A 15,489-nucleotide genomic window follows, 5' to 3' on the forward strand; every position below is an offset into this window, starting at 1 on the left:
GCGCCGCCCCCGGAAGCCCCGACGTGACCGTCGGTCGCTACGGCCCGGCCGGGACCGCATCGCCCGTCCCCTCCATGCCACCGATCCCGTCCATGCCGCCCACCTTCTCCATCCGGCTTTCCCTCCCGTCCGTACCGCAGACACCACCCGCACCACCCGCACCACCGGTGACGGCCGCACCGGCTGCCCTGCTCACACCACCCGTGACGGCCGCACCGGCTTCACCAGCCGCACCAACCCCACCGCAGCCACGGAGCGCCCCGGCGGTCCTCCCCCGCGCCTCCTCACGTCCCGGGCCGCCCGTGCTCACCATCGCCGCCGACCACGCGTACGCCGCACGGCTCACGACGTCCGGGGAGACGGCAGGACCGGCGTGGTACCCCGAGCGCTGGACGCTGGACGGCCCCGAGCCCTACGCCGTGCCCCTCCCCCTCGACCAGCCGGAGGAGGCCGACTCGGACGTGCTGCCGCTCTCGGACGGACGGGTCCTGATCCGGCGACGGGTGGCCGCGGACCGGCACACGTTCTCGCTGCTCTATCCGACCGGGCCGGGCACGGGCGAACTCTTCCTGGGCTCCCTCGACTGCCCGGAACTCGCGCTCCTCCCCCCGTCCCCGGACGGCATGAGCGTCTTCGCCCTGCTCCCCGGTGCACGCTCCACCGGCATCTGGCTGGTGGCGGGCGGCGCGTTCGGCCCCGAGCACGTCGCGGACGTTCCCGGACGCTGTTCGGGCGGTGCCTGGCTCGACCGGGAGGGCCGGCTGCTCGCCCTGGACCGGCGGATGCCGGGCGGCGGCCCCGTGAAGACGGTCGTCGTGGACCTGGGGCGCGGGGGCGAGGTGACCCCGCTCCTGCAGATCGCGCCGGAGAGCGACGACCGGCTGCTGCTGGCCGACGCCGACAGCGGCCTGCTGCTGGTCCGGTCGGACGCGCCCGGCCGGGACCGGCTCGGCTGGGGCGTGCTCGGCAGCTGTCTGCCGGTGCGGTTCCCGGAGTGCCTGCGCGCACAGGACGAGACGTTGACGCCGTTCGCGGTGCAGCCGGGCCAGATGCTGATGCCCGAGAGCTGCGCGGTGGCACTGCGGATCGATGGCGCGGCGGGCAGCTGGGTGGGGCTGTGGCGTCCTGCGGGACGGCGGCTGCACCAGTTCGCGGCACCCGGCGGGTGGCTGGCGGGATCCGGTTTCTGGACCCGGGAAGGGGTGTTGCACCTGCCGTACTCGCAGGAGGGCGCCGCCTGCGCGGTGGCCTTGCTGGAGGCTCCGGTGGACGAGCCCCGCCCGGCCGTCACGAAGGGGACGGACGCGTCCACGGCCACGCCGGCCTTCGGTGTGTGTAAGCCCGTTCCACTGGGGCAGGCGCCTCTCACCGGACGCACCGCACCTGGATAAACTCTGCTCCGGGCTCCGCAGCCGTTCCGCGCGGGCGCCGAGGGTGAGCGTGCCGGACGACCGCGGGCCGCGACACACACGTAAGCGATTGCAACGGGGAGACTTCCCACATGCCTGAGGCCCGAACCGACACGACCCAGACGCGTCCGCCCGAGGCGGACACGGAAGGTGCCGACGCCGGCTACGGAAAGCACCGTGGAGGCGCGTCGGCCGAGAGCGTGCCCGCGCAGCCGCACGGCCGCCACCGCCGTCCCTCCCAAGGGGGTGCCGGCGCGGCGGCCTGAACCACTCCGCGACGCGTGGGCCGTCAACAGCCGTCCGGCTGTGACGGCCCACGCGTCGTACGGCAGCCGCAGCCCGCTCCCGAGAGCCCACGCACCCATGACATTTGTCCTCGCGGAGTCCGTACACACGCCCCTGCCACGACGGGCGCCCGTTCCGTAGCGTCGTCGTCATGACACGGACAACGGGGACCACGATGACCGGCCCTGCGGTGGAATTCACCGCGGCGGTCAAGACGTTCGGGAGGGCGGGACGCACCGTCCGGGCACTCGACGGCATCGATCTCACCGTCGCGCGGGGCGAGACCGTCGCCCTGCTCGGCCGCAACGGCGCGGGCAAGTCCACGGCCATCAGCCTCCTGCTTGGGCTGGACGAACCGGACTCCGGCACGGTGCGCCTGCTGGGCCGCGCCCCCGGCCGGGCCGTCCGCGCCGGGCTGGTCGGCGCCATGCTCCAGGACGGCCGTCCGATCCCCCGGGTGACGGTGGGCGAACTGGTCCGCTTCGTCGCGGCCCTCCACCCGCGTCCGCTGCCCGTGACCGAGGCACTCGCCCTCGCCGGGATGACGGAGTACGCGGGCCGCCGCGTCGACAAGCTGTCCGGCGGCCAGATGCAGCGCGTCCGCTTCGCCGTGGCACTGGCCGGGAATCCCGAACTGATCGTGCTGGACGAGCCGACGGCCGCGCTGGACGTGGAGGCGAGGCACGCCCTCTGGGGCTCGATCCGGTCCTTCGCCGAACGCGGCGCCACCGTCCTGTTCTCCACCCATCACCTGGAGGAGGCCGACGGGAACGCCGGCCGGATCGTCGTCCTGGACGGCGGCCGGATCGCCGCGGACGGCAGCGGCGAGGTGATCAAGCGCGCGGCGGGTGGCGGTGTGGTCTCCATCGACCCGGCCGGCCGGCCCGCCGCGGAGCTCGAGTCGCTCCCCGGAGTCGTGGGTGCCGAGGTGCGTGGGGGCCGTGTCCTTCTGCGTACGCACGACTCGGACGCGACCGTCGTCGCACTGGCCCGGATCGGTGCCGTGCGCGGCCTCCAAGTGGGCAGGGCCACCCTGGAGGACGCCTTCCTCTCCCTGACCGCGCCCGGGCCGGCGACCGCCGCGGCGTCACCGGCCGTCCCCGCAAGGGCCGTTCCCCGGAAGGAGGCCGCGTGATGTTCCCGTACATCGCCCTCGAGATCCGGCGGACCCTGCGCGATCCGACGTTCCTGGTCTTCGGGACGGGCATGCCGGTCATGATGTATCTGCTGTTCACGAATCTGGGAGGGGGCGGCACGTACGACGACTGGAAGGCGGCATCGATGGTCGGTATGGCGGCGTACGGGGCGCTCGGCTCCTCCATGGCGATCGGTACGGGCATCGCGTCGGACAAGTCCCTCGGCTGGCTACGGCAGTTGAGGATCACCCCGCTGGACCCCCGACGCGCGGTGGCGGGCCGGGCGATCAGCGGTTCGGTGACGGTCCTGCCGACCGTCCTGACGGTCCTGCTGGCCGGGGCACTGGTCAACGGGGTGCGGCTGGCGCTCTGGCAGTGGGGGGCGCTGGTGGTGCTGCTGTGGATCGGCGCGCTGCCCTTCACCCTGCTCGGCATCGGCAACGGTTACCGGCTGACCCCTCAGGGCACGGGCGTGGTCAACGTGGCCTGTCTGATGGGCTTCGCGGTCGTCGGCGGACTGTGGTTCCCGCTCGGCATGTTCCCCGGATGGCTGCGCGCCGTCGGCGAGTTCACCCCGGCGTACGGGTTCGCCGACCTGGGCTGGTCGACGATCGCCGGGCACGCCCCGCCGGCCGGCTCCCTTGCCGTGCTGGGTGTGTGGCTGCTGTTGTCAGGCGGCTACGCCGTGCTGTCCCACCGTCGGTCGGCGAGGACGGTGTGAGCGGAGTGGCGATGCCCCGGAGGACGGCGAGGATCAGACGGCCCGGACCGTACACCCTGCTGCCCACACTGCTGTTGGGCCTCGGCGCGTTCTCCAACCTCTGGCAGGGCGAGACACCGAACCCCTGGGTCGGCGCACTGGGACTGCTGGCCTTCAACTCCCTCTACATCTCGGTGATGTTCCGGGGTTTCGACAGGCGGGCACGGGAGACCGCCACGTCCTACGCGCTGCTGGCCGCGATGGGTGCCATCACCTTCGGTCTCGCGATCGGCTACGGCGGCAACTGGCTGCTGTTCTTCCCCCTGTTCTCACTGGCCTGCGGCACGATCCTGCGCGGCCGGCGGCTGGTCGTCGGCCTGTTCGTCCTGGCCGCGTGCGCGTGCGCGGTGGCGGTGTGGCGCGGCGATCACGTGTCGGAGCCCTGGACGATCGGCTACGGAACGTTCATCTCCGGGGGCGTGACGGCCGCGATCCTGACCCTGTCCGAGACGGTGACGGAGTTGCGGGCGACCCGGGAGGAACTGGCCCGCAGCGCGGTCGAGCAGGAACGGCTGCGCTTCTCGCGTGATCTGCACGATCTGCTCGGCCACACCCTGTCGGTCGTGGTCGTCAAGTCGGAGGCGGCGCGCCGGCTCGCTCCGCACGACATCGACGCGGCGGTCGCGCAGGTCTCCGACATCGAGTCCGTGGGCCGCCAGGCCCTCACGGAGATCCGTGAGGCGGTGACCGGCTACCGGGAGGGGAGCCTGGCCACCGAGCTGGACCGGGCACGCCCGGTGCTGACCGCCGCCGGGATGGAGACGGTCGTCCACCGCTCGGGCCCGCCGCCCGCCCCGCGGGCTGACGCGCTGCTGGGCTGGGTGGCGCGTGAGGCCGTCACCAACGTCGTACGCCACAGTGGCGCGACGCGCTGCGTGTTCGCGCTGGACTGCACACCCGAACGGATCAGGCTGACCGTGACGGACGACGGTTCCGGCACCGGGCCCGGACAGCCGGCGGGACGGGTCGGCGGTACGGGGCTGAAGGGCCTGGCCGAGCGGCTGGCCGCCGAGGGCGGCTCGCTGGAGTCGGGCCCCGGCGCGGGCGGTGGCTTCGTGGTGGCGGCGGAACTGCCGGCCGGGGCGTGGGGCGCCTCTGCGGAGGCCGGGGCGGGGCGTGCCCCTCGGAGGGGGGACTGGGCGGGGCGTGCCCCTGGGAAGCGGGACTGCGGCTGAGGTCGGACGGGCCCGCGAGGCCTGCGCTTCGACCTCAGGAGCCGGAAGCCACGCTCCGGCTTCGGCGGAATGAGCTGCCGTCAAGACATCCGGCGTCCGGGTCCTCGGTCGGGCACATCACGAGGTCGTCCTCGTCACCGAAGAAGTAGGCGACCACTTCGCAGTCGTCGCCGGAGAACGTCAGCGACATCATGCTGCCGTGCGTGGCGGCCTCGTCGGCCTGGACCGAGGAGTAGAAGGCCCAGCGGCCGGACGAGGGGTTCCAGCACTCGGACGCGACGGGCAGTGCACCGAAGTGCCCGGCAGTGAAGGTGTGGTCCTCACGGAAGGTCAGGGAGGTGCCCGCGTCGTTGTCCCATCGGCCCTCGACCTGCTCCGCCGACACCTCCGCGCCATAGATCGCCGCGGCCCAGCCGCAGGACGCCGTCAGCGCCACCGCCACCCCTGTGCATACGACCGAGTGCCACAACTGTCGGCTCACGCCGTCCCCTCCCCGTGACCCCGGGCAGCCCGCCCCCCATATTTGAACGCGCTCAAAATAGCACGGTGCACCGCCGTCAGCCGGTGCCCGTCACAGAGGCCGAGCCGGAACCGGGAGGGACGGACGGAGCCCGCTGGGCGCCCGCACGCGCCCCGCCGCGTCGCGCCGCCGCAACAGGCCGACGGCAATACCCTGTTGCTCGTGAACGAGATGCCGCAGGACCACCGCCCCACGGCTTCGGTACGCATCCTGCTCGCCGAGGACCAGGGCATGATGCGCAGCGCGCTCGCCCTGCTGCTCGGGATGGAGCCGGACTTCGAGGTGGTCTCCCAGGTGGCCACCGGGGACCGGATCGTTGACGAGGCACTGCTGTCCCGCCCGGACGTGGCACTGCTGGACATCGAACTTCCGGGGCGCAGCGGCCTGGACGCGGCCGCCGATCTGCGCACGGAGGCGCCGGACTGCCGGGTGATGATCCTGACGACCTTCGGCCGGCCGGGTTATCTCCGGCGTGCCATGGAGGCCGGGGCTTCGGCCTTCCTGGTCAAGGACGGTCCGGTCGGGGAACTGGCGAAGGCGATCCGGCAGGTGCTGGGCGGCGAGACGGTGATCGATCCGGCGCTGGCCGCGGCCGCGCTGGGCGCGGGCCCGAGCCCGCTGACGCCACGGGAGCGGGACGCGCTGAACGCGTCCGTGGACGGTGCGACGGTCGCCGACATCGCCGCGCGGCTGAGCCTGTCGGAGTCCACGGTCCGCAACTACCTTTCCTCGGCCATCGGCAAGACGGGTACCCGCAACCGCATGGAGGCGATGCGCGCGGCACGTCAGCAGGGCTGGCTCTGACGCCCGTGGGCCTGTCGCGGCCGCCGTGCCCCTCGCATCGGGAGGAAGGCCCTACGCCTCCGGCGAGTACAGCGCCGGTGCGGGTTCGCTCCCGGGGCGTGCCGCCCGGCCGCCGGCCGGCACGTCCGGCCGTCCGCCGGTCTTCTTCCCCACGCGTCGTCCAGGCAGCCAGAGCAGCATCATCACGGCTCCGGCCACCAGCACCACGGCGGAGGCGCGGAAGGCCAGCGCGTATCCGGCCGTGATCTCGGCGGCCCCTTCGGAGCCCGCCGTACGAGCCGCGGCGACCGTGGAGAGGATGGCGAGGCCCAGCGCGCCACCCATCGTGCGGGAGGTGTTGACCAGCCCGGAGACGAGTCCGGCGTCGCCGGGTGCCGCCCCGGAGGTGGCGAGCGTGGCCAGCGGGGTGGAGGCCAGTCCGGCCCCGGCCATCATGAGGACACCGGGGAGGCAGACCGAGATGAGGTAGGAGCCGTGCTCTCCCATGGTGGACTGCCAGCCGAAGCCGGCGGCGGCGACCAGGGCACCGGCGACGGCCAGGGGTTTGGCTCCGGTCCGCGCCATGATGACGGGGGCGGCCTTCGCTCCGACGAAGACGGCGGCGGAGCTGGGGACGAGTGCGAACCCGGCCTGCAACGGCGTGTAGCCCAGCACGTTCTGGGCGTAGACGGTCATGAAGTACCACATGCAGAAGGTCGCGGAACCCAGCAGCAGCATCGACACGTTCGCCGCCGAGACGGCGCGAACGCCGAGGACCCGCAGCGGCATCAGCGGCGCCGCCACCCTCGCCTCGACGAGGACGAACACACCGAGCAGGGCCAGTCCGCCCAGCAGGGGCACCAGGGTGGCGGCGGCTGTCCAGCCCGAGGCCTCGGTCTGCACTATGCCGTACGCGGTGGTCGCCAGGCCCGCCGTGACGAGCAGCGCGCCCAGCAGGTCCACGCGGCGCCGGTCGCCCGCCCGGCCCTCGGCCAGCCACACCGCCGCTCCGGCGAGGACCAGGACGCCGACCGGTACGTTGATGAGCAGGACCCACCGCCAGGAGAGGGCGTCGGTGAGTACCCCGCCGATCAGCCCGCCGGCCGCGCCGCCTCCCGCGCCGACCGCCATCCAGGTGCCGATCGCCCTGGTCCGCGCGGGGCCCTCGGGGACGGCGGCGGTGAGGATCGTGAGCGTCGCCGGGGACAGCACGGCGGCGCCGAGTCCCTGCCCGGCGCGGGCCGCGAGGAGCTGCCAGCCCTCCTGGGCGAATCCGCCGGCCAGTGAGGCCGCGGTGAAGAGGCCGAGTCCGGTCAGGAACATCCTCTTCCGGCCGTATATGTCCGCGGCCCGGCCGCCGAGCAGCATGAAGCCGGCGAAGGCGATCGAGTAGGCGTTGACGACCCACTGCAGTCCGGGTGCGCTCAGGCCCAGGTCGGTGCGCATGGACGGCAGCGCCACATTGACGACGGACACGTCGAGGACGACCAGGAACTGGCCGGTGCAGGCCGCGGCGACCACGGCCCACGTACGGGTCCTGGACCGGGCGGGCAGCGGCGTGGGCGGGGAGACGTCAACCATGGGTGTCATACTCGCAGGCCACCCGTGCCCCGTACATCGGTTTCGGGTCCCCCTCCCACCCCCCTCGGCCCGCCGCCCCTGGTCGTAGGACCTTCGCCGACTTTCCTCTTTTACGCCGCGTTCACCGGAATAACGCGGGCGTACGGAAGCGTTCAGCATGCACACACTTGGCGGTCGGCGCTGCCCGCAGGCATGCCGCCGCACACGCACGACCCCGCTCGAACTCCCGCTTCTCCCCCCGCCCCGGAGGCCACACGTATGCAACGGACGACGAACGGACAGCACACGGGAGAGCTCTCCGATCCGCCCAGGACCAAGGGCGGCGGGGTCGTTCCGGTGCTCGCGTTCGCGGGGATCACCGTCGCGGTGATGCAGACCCTGCTCGTCCCCGTCATCAAGGACCTGCCGTCCCTCCTCGGCACCGACCCCGCGAACGCGACCTGGGTGATGACCGCCACCCTCCTCGCCGGGGCCGTCGCGACGCCGATCATGGGGCGGCTCGGCGATCTGTACGGCAAACGGCGGATGCTGCTGGCCAGCCTCGCCGTGATGGTCGTCGGTTCGCTGGTCTGCGCCTCCACCGACAATCTCGTGATCATGATCGTCGGGCGGGCGCTCCAGGGCTTCGCCATGGGGGCCATCCCGCTGGGGATCGGCATCATGCGCGACGTACTGCCGCGCGAGAAGCTCGGCTCGGCCATGGCCCTGATGAGTTCCTCCATAGGCGTCGGCGGCGGACTCGCACTGCCCGCCGCCGCGGTCATCGCCCAGCACGCCGACTGGCACGCGCTCTTCCTCGGTTCGGCCGTGCTGGGGGTCCTGGCCATGACCCTGACCGTCCTCGTCGTGCCGGAGCCTCCGCTGCGCGCGCCCGGACGCTTCGACCTCGTCGGTGCGCTGGGGCTCTCCCTCGGCCTGGTCTGCCTGCTGCTGCCCGTCACCAAGGGCGGCGACTGGGGCTGGACCTCTCCTCTGACCCTCGGACTGATCGCCGCGTCCCTGCTGATCCTCGTGCTGTGGGGCGTGTTCGAGCTGCGCTCACCGGCGCCGCTGGTCGATCTGCGGACCAGCGCCCGCCGTGAGGTGCTGCTCACCAACCTCGTCTCGATCATGGTCGGGGTCGCCTTCTACGCCGTGTCACTGGTCCTGCCGCAACTGCTCCAGCTGCCCGAGTCGACGGGCTACGGCCTGGGGCAGTCCATGGTGACGGCGGGGCTCTGCGTGGCGCCGCTGGGTCTGACGATGATGTTCGTCGCGCCGCTGTACGCCCGGCTCTCCGCCCGCCGCGGCCCGAAGGTGACCCTGATACTGGGCATGCTCGTCATCGCCGTCGGTTACGGCGCGGGGCTCGGCCTGATGAGCGCCGCCTGGCAGACGGTGGTGATCGCGGTCGTGCTCGGGGCGGGGATCGGGCTCGCGTACTCCTCGCTGCCCGCCCTGATCATCGGGGCGGTCGACGCGTCCGAGACCGGCGCGGCCAACGGCCTGAATACGCTGATGCGGTCGATCGGCACCTCGATGTCGAGTGCGGTGATCGGCATGGTGCTGGCGAACACCTCGGTGCGGATGGGGTCGGTCGAGGTCCCCACCATGGAGGGCTTCCGGACCTCGTTCGTGATCGCCACGGGGGCGGTGCTGATCGGCCTCGTGCTGGCCGCGTTCCTGCCGGCCCAGCGGCCGCCCCGTCCGGTGCTGCTGGCCAGCAGCGCGGGCGACGCGCTCGCCGCGGCGGAGCGGGCCCCGGTCACCGTCGAGGCACCCGTGCGGCGCTGACCCGGCCGCTTCCCGTACGCCCCGCCGATCCGTACAACGGGGGCGTACGGCACCATGGGACGCCGTCCGATCCACCGCCCCACCAGGAGGAACCCCGTGGCCGCCGAGTCCGCCGCCCGTCCCGAGCCGGAGGTCCTCGCCGCCTTCGAGGCCGCGAAGGGCTTCATGCCGGTCCACGAAGGGCTCGCCCTGTACGCCGCCGCCGCGGAGGCAGCGGCACTGGGGCTGCCGCTCCTGGAGGTCGGCACCTACTGCGGTCGGTCCGCGATCCTGCTGGCGGACGCCGCCCGGGCGGCCGGGCTGACGGCCCTGACCGTCGACCACCACCGGGGCAGCGAGGAGCAGCAGCCGGGCTGGGAGTACCACGACCCGTCGGTGGTGGACCCGGAGACCGGCCTGATGGACACGCTGCCCACCTTCCGGCGCACCCTGCACCGGGCGGGCCTGGAGGAGCACGTGGTGGCGCTCGTCGGACGGTCCCCGCAGGTGGCGGCCGTCTGGGGCGGGTCGCTCGGCCTCGTCTTCATCGACGGCGGGCACACCGACGAGCACGCGAACGGTGACTACGAGGGCTGGGCCCCGAAGGTCGCCGACGGCGGTCTGCTGGTCATCCACGACGTGTTCCCCGACCCGGCGGACGGCGGCCAGGCCCCGTTCCGCGTCCATCAACGCGCCCTCAAATCAGGTGCGTTCACCGAGATCTCGGTGACGGACTCACTGCGCGTACTGCGGCGCACGGGGACGGGCGTCTGAACGTCACGAGTAGCATCGCGACGTGCGTAACGCAGACTTCGTTCCCCCCACACCGCGCCCGGACACGCGCCGGAGGCCCATGTCCGTGGTCGCGGCCCTGGCCTGTGCCTGCCTGACCGCCGCGGGGTGCGCGGGCGACGGCGGGCAGGGCCCCGCCGCCGGACCGGGGACGGCGACCCGGACCGGATCGCCCTCGCCGTCCTCCTCCCCCTCGTCCGCGACTCCGCAGGCTCCGGCCACGAGCCCGTCCGCCGAGCCCCTGCCCCGGGGTCCGCTCACGGGCCGCACCGTGGTGATCGACCCCGGGCACAATCCGGGCAACCGCGATCACACCCGGGAGATCAACAGCCAGGTGGACATCGGCACCGGGCGCAAGGAGTGCGACACCACGGGAACGGCCACCGACTCCGGTTACGCCGAAGCCCGCTTCACCCTCGACGTCTCCCGGCGGCTGCGCACGCTGCTGGAGGAACAGGGCGCCGAGGTCGTCCTCACCCAGGACGGCGACCGCCCCTTCGGCCCGTGCGTCGACGAGCGGGCGCGGATCGGCAACAAGGAGCGGGCCGACGCGGTCGTCTCGGTCCACGCGGACGGTTCCGCGACCGGGAACCGGGGGTTCCACGTCATTCTCCCCGCCGCGGTGGACGGAGGCGGTGCGGACACCGCGAAGATCGTGGCCCCTTCGCGTGAACTGGGAGAACGGATCGCCGGAAATTTCGTACGCGTCAGCGGAAGCGCCCCTTCCAATTACATCGGCGGTGGCACCGGGCTGGACACCCGTGACGATCTGGGCGGCCTGAATCTGTCGACCGTGCCCAAGGTGTTCGTCGAATGCGGCAATATGCGTGATCCGCAGGACGCCGCCCTGCTCACCAGCGCGGGCTGGCGCCAGAAGGCGGCTCTCGGCATCGCCGGGGGCATCAGCGGCTATCTGAAGAAGTAGTTCTGCGCGAACGGTGATGACATCGGGCGGAAAGCCGTTCCGAGGTCCGGGCAGCATCACAACCCGCCCGGGCAGACGATAGATTCAATCCCTACGATGGGGAGCCGCCCCCGAGCTTCGCGCCGTACCCGCCGTTCAGGCGGCATCGACGACCGCCCCGACGAGACGACCGACTAAGGACCTTCACGTGAATATCCGCTCCCTCTCCCGAGGCGACGGCGTGGTGATCGGAGCAGCGGTCGTGCTGTTCATCGCCTCTTTCCTCGACCTCTCCGGCTACGACTGCCCCTCGGACGTGGACTGCTCGGGCTACAGCGCGAACGCCTGGGACTCCCTTTCCGTCCTGATGGGCATCTACCTGGCCGGCATCATCGGTGCAGCGTTGCTGATCGTCAGCCGCGTGATGCCGGGCCGCAAGGTGGTCGGCTTCGAACTCGGCCAGTTCGGCGCCGCGTTCACCGTGTTCTCCCTGTGGACCATGTTCTGGACAATCATCGACGCCGGTGACGCGGGCGCCGGTCTGATCCTCGGCCTGCTGGCAACCCTGGTGCTGGCCGGCGGTGCCGTGGCCACTCCGCTGGTTCCGGCACTCAAGGCCCCGCTGATGGGTGCACCGCGCCCGGCGCAGGCCGTACAGCCGGCCTACGGCCAGCACCCCGGCCAGGGCTACGGCTACCCCGGTGGCCAGCAGACGTTCGGCGCCCAGCCGGGCCAGCAGCAGCCGTACGGCACCCAGCAGGGTCAGCCCGGCCAGCCCCAGCAGCAGGCGGCGGCGGCTCCGCAGAGCGGTGGAGCGCCGGCCGGTGACTTCACGCCCTTCTGGTTCGCGGTACCGGTGGCCCGCCCGCTGCACGGCGAGGACGGCGCCCCCAACCCGATCGCCGAACTCGCACCCGGCACGTGGTACCTCGCGGTCGAGCAGCGTGGCTCCGGGCTCATCGCCCAGACGCAGGACGGCCGCCGTGGTGTCCTCCAGGACACCTCCGGCATCCAGCGCGGCTGAGCCGTCGCTCGGCAGTGGCCCCCGCCCGGAAGGGCGGGGGCCACTGGCGTACCCGGCCGTGTGCCGCGTTCGTACCGGCTCTGTCAGCCGAAGGACGACCTGTCCAGCCAGAAGTCCAGCAGCTCCCGGTCCCCCAGGATCTCGAGTCGGCCCGCGTCAGGCTTCTGCCTGCGGTTGAAGGCCAGCATCAGTTCGGTCAGCGGCCCCCGGAGGGCGACGGTCGCCTTCTCGTGGGAATGGCGCCAGGTGAAGGCGTCCTCGCCGAATTCGATCAGCCACTCCGCCGCCGGGACATCCGTGGCGTGCAGGTGCAAGGTCCTTCCGCCGCCGCGCAGTTCGGCGGCCTCCGGGTCGCCCTTCGACTGGACGAAGGCGACGATCTCCAGCCATTCGGTGATCGTGTCGGCGGCCAGGTCGGGTGCGACCTCGAACGCCGCCCCCGTGGCGAGGGTGGCGTCCGCCCGGTGGACGACGGTCTCATGTGCCATGCGCCGGGCCCAGAAGGCGGTCCGGCGTTCCCATCCCCAGGTCCACACCTCGGTGTCCGGGCCCGCCTCGCGGAGAGCGTCCACGGCCGCGGCGGCACCCGCGGTCAGCCATCCCGCCAGGGCGGCCGCGTCAGCGCCCGCCGGGCCCGCGGCGTCGGCGACCTGGCCCTCCGGGAGCTCCTCGGCGGCCCTGCTGCGGACCATCTCACCGACCCAGCGGTGCGCACCGCCGACGTGGACGACGAGTTCGCGCAGGTTCCAGTCGGGACAGCTCGGGACCCGGCGCGTCAGGTCGGTGTCCTTGACCAGCGCGGCCAGCAGGTCGGTCTGGACGAGGATCTCGTCGCAGTAGCGCTCGTGCGCAAGGAGAGTCATCGTCGCACCCTATGCGGCGTCCGACGATCTGTTCAGCCGGTTTTCGGGGCATGACCCGGATACGGCAGGGACCCGCGCACAGGATGCTTTTGGCGTTGGGGCCGCCGCCTGTGCGCCCACCGGGTGCGACGGGCACCAACTACCCGAGGCCTTCTCGCTGTTCATCCACCCGCATGGAAAACATGACATGAGGGAGCGCATGCTCGGCCGCGGAACCGCCATGACGCTGCACCTGGCGACGCCTCATCTGACGGAGCCGTTCCTCTCCGCGTGACGCGCAGGGGTGCTTCAGCGGGGCCGGGTTCACCCGGGGAGGAGCGGTACGCAACCCGGCGCCATCCGCAGGGTTTCACTTTCGGTTAAGCGGCAATCCGGAGAGCATGTCTCCAAGAACTGGCACAGGAAGCAGTACCGCCGCACGCGTCATAGCCGTCGTCGCGGACATCATGGCCTTCATCATCATCCTCTGGATCCTGATGTACCTGCTCGACGCCAACCGGGGCAACGACCTGGTGCAGTTCGTCCAGGAGTCGGCCCACTGGCTGGCCGGCTGGTCCTACGACCTGTTCACCTTCGACGAGGCGTGGGCACGCGTCGTCACCGGTTACGGTCTGGCCGCCGTCGTCTACCTGTTCATCGGACACGCCGTGGCGGGACGCCTCCGCCGCTCCTAGCCGACGGGCTCCTCACGGCAGCAGTCCGGTTCCAGTCCCGCCGGCAGCCGTTCGCCGCCGAAGACCGCGGTGGTCGCCTCGTCCCCCCCGAGCGCGGCCACCGCGAGGAGCAGTGATCCGGCGGTCCAGGTGGTGAGTTCCTCCGGCCATACGGCGCGGTCGCCCTCGAAGACGTATCCCGTCCAGTAGAGGCCGCCCTCGGCCCGCAGGTGCTGGATGGACTGGAGGATCTCCAGAGCGCGGTCCGACTCCCCCGTGACCCAGAGCGCCAGGGCCAGTTCGCAGCTCTCGCCGCCCGTCACCCAGGGGTTGGGGAGCACGCAGCGCACGCCGAGACCCGGGACCACGAAGCTGTCCCAGCCCTCCGCGATCCGCCGCGTCGCGGCCGTGCCGGTCACCGCGCCGCCGAGGACCGGGTAGTACCAGTCCATCGAGTAGCGGCTCTTGTCCAGGAAGCGCTCCGGGTGACTGCGGATCGCGTGGCCGAGCGCACCGGCCGCCAACTCCCAGTCCGGCTGCGGTTCCTCGCGTCCCTCGGCCAGCGCCAGCGCGCAGCGCAGCGCCTGGTGGATGGAGGAGGAGCCGGTCAGCAGGGCGTCGGTGACGGGGGTGCCGTCGGGCTCGCGCTTCCAGCCGATCTCGCCGCCCGGCTGCTGGAGCCGCAGCACGAACTCGACAGCCGCGTAGACCGTCGGCCACATCCGGTCGGCGAACGCGTCGTCGCCGGTGGCGAGGTAGTGGTGCCAGACGCCGACGGCCACGTAGGCGCAGAAGTTGGTCTCGCGACCGAGGTCGGTCGGCCGGTCGGGGTCGCCGTCATGGTAGGCGGCGTACCAGGAGCCGTCCTCGTTCTGATGGCGGGCCAGCCACGCGTAGGCACGGGCGGCGGCCTCGTGCTCACCGGCCGCGTCCAGCGCCATCGCGGTCTCGGTGTGGTCCCAGGGGTCGAGGTGGTGGCCGCGGAACCAGGGCAGCGCCCCGTCCTCGCGCTGCACCGCGAGCAGCGCGGCCACGGTCTCGGCGGCCTGTTCGGCCGTCAGGACACCCGGCAGGACGAGGTGTTCGGTCTGCTCCGGCGTGCTCACGCCTCGGCCTTCGGCAGGTGCGGCTTCGTCGCGTACGCCACGAAGCTCTTGCCGACGACCGGGTTGAGCAGCTGCTCGGCGACCCGGGTGGCCAGGGGCTTCTTCATGATGTCCCAGACCAGCAGCTTGTGGTAGGCGCGCACCGGCAGCGCCTTCTCGTTGTCCACGCCGAACGCGCACTTCAGCCACCAGTAGGGACTGTGCAGTGCGTGCGCGTGGTGGGTGCCGTAGGGCTTGAGACCGGCCTCACGGATCCTGCCGAGCAGTTCGTCCGCCTTGTAGATGCGGATGTGGCCGCCCTCGACCTCGTGGTATGCGTCGGAGAGCGTCCAGCAGACCTTCTCGGGCCCGTAGCGGGGCACGGTGATCGCGATCCTGCCGCCGGGCTTCAGCACGCGGACCATCTCGGCGAGCACGCCCTTGTCGTCGGGGATGTGCTCCATCACCTCGGAGATGATCACGACGTCGAAGGACGCGTCGGGGAACGGCAGGTTGAGGGCGTCGCCCTCCATCGCGGTGGCGGTCGCGCCCGCGGGTGCCTCTCCGGCCTCCTTCATCGCGGCGAACCACTTCGCGACCTCGCGGATCTCCTCGGCGTTCTGGTCGAGGGCCACCACCTGGGCGCCGCGCCGGTAACACTCGAAGGCGTGCCGGCCGGCGCCGCAGCCCAGATCGAGCACCCGGTCGCCTGCGGCGAGCGGGAAGCGGGTGAAGTCGACGGTCAGCACGGGGGCCTGCCTTCGAGG

16 protein-coding genes are annotated in these 15,489 nt (G+C 72.2%); 11 read left to right on the forward strand and 5 right to left on the reverse strand.

Annotated features, from left to right (window positions below; translation table 11 throughout):
- Window positions 1–302 precede the first annotated feature (302 nt).
- The 5 genes from ABZ441_RS02190 to ABZ441_RS02210 all read left to right on the forward strand — a co-directional run bounded on the left by ABZ441_RS02190 (window position 303) and on the right by ABZ441_RS02210 (window position 4,765).
- A complete protein-coding gene (locus ABZ441_RS02190; RefSeq protein WP_358967530.1) occupies window positions 303–1,391 on the forward strand; it encodes a hypothetical protein in 1,089 nt (362 codons plus the stop codon).
- 110 nt (window positions 1,392–1,501) lie between these two features.
- Window positions 1,502–1,675 (forward strand): hypothetical protein, encoded by a 174-nt coding sequence (locus ABZ441_RS02195; RefSeq protein WP_358967062.1) that lies wholly within the window; start codon window positions 1,502–1,504, stop codon window positions 1,673–1,675.
- 170 nt (window positions 1,676–1,845) lie between these two features.
- A complete protein-coding gene (locus tag ABZ441_RS02200) occupies window positions 1,846–2,829 on the forward strand; it encodes an ABC transporter ATP-binding protein (protein WP_358967065.1) in 984 nt (327 codons plus the stop codon).
- Window positions 2,829–3,551, forward strand: coding sequence for an ABC transporter permease (locus tag ABZ441_RS02205; protein ID WP_358967068.1), 723 nt, complete (start codon window positions 2,829–2,831; stop codon window positions 3,549–3,551). Before ABZ441_RS02200 ends, ABZ441_RS02205 begins: the two co-directional genes overlap by 1 nt.
- Window positions 3,552–3,562: 11 nt before the next feature.
- Window positions 3,563–4,765, forward strand: coding sequence for a sensor histidine kinase (locus ABZ441_RS02210; protein WP_358967071.1), 1,203 nt, complete (start codon window positions 3,563–3,565; stop codon window positions 4,763–4,765).
- A gap of 34 nt (window positions 4,766–4,799) precedes the next feature.
- On the opposite strand, the gene ABZ441_RS02215 is transcribed toward ABZ441_RS02210, so the two are convergent.
- Window positions 4,800–5,246 (reverse strand): hypothetical protein, encoded by a 447-nt coding sequence (locus ABZ441_RS02215; RefSeq protein WP_358967073.1) that lies wholly within the window; start codon window positions 5,244–5,246, stop codon window positions 4,800–4,802.
- A 210-nt stretch (window positions 5,247–5,456) separates the two neighbouring features.
- Between ABZ441_RS02215 and ABZ441_RS02220 the strand changes: the two genes are divergently transcribed.
- Window positions 5,457–6,089, forward strand: coding sequence for a response regulator transcription factor (locus ABZ441_RS02220; protein ID WP_358967533.1), 633 nt, complete (start codon window positions 5,457–5,459; stop codon window positions 6,087–6,089).
- 51 nt (window positions 6,090–6,140) lie between these two features.
- Here the strand turns inward: ABZ441_RS02220 and ABZ441_RS02225 are convergent, their stop codons facing one another.
- Window positions 6,141–7,658 (reverse strand): MFS transporter, encoded by a 1,518-nt coding sequence (locus tag ABZ441_RS02225; RefSeq protein ID WP_358967076.1) that lies wholly within the window; start codon window positions 7,656–7,658, stop codon window positions 6,141–6,143.
- Between the two features lie 249 nt (window positions 7,659–7,907).
- Between ABZ441_RS02225 and ABZ441_RS02230 the strand changes: the two genes are divergently transcribed.
- The 4 genes from ABZ441_RS02230 (at window position 7,908) to ABZ441_RS02245 (ending at window position 12,121) form a co-directional block, all read left to right on the forward strand.
- Entirely contained in the window at window positions 7,908–9,422 is a 1,515-nt protein-coding gene (locus ABZ441_RS02230) for an MFS transporter (protein WP_358967079.1), read from the forward strand.
- Between the two features lie 96 nt (window positions 9,423–9,518).
- The gene (locus tag ABZ441_RS02235) at window positions 9,519–10,175 is read left to right on the forward strand and encodes a class I SAM-dependent methyltransferase (RefSeq protein WP_358967082.1); all 657 of its coding nucleotides are present in this window, start codon (window positions 9,519–9,521) and stop codon (window positions 10,173–10,175) included.
- 79 nt (window positions 10,176–10,254) lie between these two features.
- Window positions 10,255–11,118 (forward strand): N-acetylmuramoyl-L-alanine amidase, encoded by an 864-nt coding sequence (locus tag ABZ441_RS02240; RefSeq protein ID WP_358967536.1) that lies wholly within the window; start codon window positions 10,255–10,257, stop codon window positions 11,116–11,118.
- A gap of 187 nt (window positions 11,119–11,305) precedes the next feature.
- On the forward strand, window positions 11,306–12,121 hold the full coding sequence (locus tag ABZ441_RS02245; protein ID WP_358967084.1) for a DUF5336 domain-containing protein: 816 nt from the start codon (window positions 11,306–11,308) through the stop codon (window positions 12,119–12,121).
- A gap of 83 nt (window positions 12,122–12,204) precedes the next feature.
- Here ABZ441_RS02245 and ABZ441_RS02250 read toward each other — a convergent pair whose 3' ends face one another.
- Window positions 12,205–12,984, reverse strand: coding sequence for a maleylpyruvate isomerase family mycothiol-dependent enzyme (locus tag ABZ441_RS02250; protein ID WP_358967087.1), 780 nt, complete (start codon window positions 12,982–12,984; stop codon window positions 12,205–12,207).
- Between the two features lie 380 nt (window positions 12,985–13,364).
- Between ABZ441_RS02250 and ABZ441_RS02255 the strand changes: the two genes are divergently transcribed.
- Window positions 13,365–13,658 carry a hypothetical protein gene (locus tag ABZ441_RS02255; RefSeq protein WP_031099239.1) on the forward strand — a complete coding sequence of 98 codons (294 nt, stop codon included), beginning with the start codon at window positions 13,365–13,367 and terminating at the stop codon, window positions 13,656–13,658.
- Here the strand turns inward: ABZ441_RS02255 and ABZ441_RS02260 are convergent.
- Entirely contained in the window at window positions 13,655–14,743 is a 1,089-nt protein-coding gene (locus tag ABZ441_RS02260) for a prenyltransferase (RefSeq protein WP_358967090.1), read from the reverse strand. The two genes, ABZ441_RS02255 and ABZ441_RS02260, sit on opposite strands and share 4 nt — an antisense overlap.
- Window positions 14,740–15,471 (reverse strand): class I SAM-dependent methyltransferase, encoded by a 732-nt coding sequence (locus ABZ441_RS02265; RefSeq protein WP_358967092.1) that lies wholly within the window; start codon window positions 15,469–15,471, stop codon window positions 14,740–14,742. Before ABZ441_RS02265 ends, ABZ441_RS02260 begins: the two co-directional genes overlap by 4 nt.
- Window positions 15,472–15,489 lie beyond the last annotated feature (18 nt).

Source organism: Streptomyces sp. NPDC005752 (genome assembly GCF_040630715.1).
GTDB lineage: Bacteria > Actinomycetota > Actinomycetes > Streptomycetales > Streptomycetaceae > Streptomyces.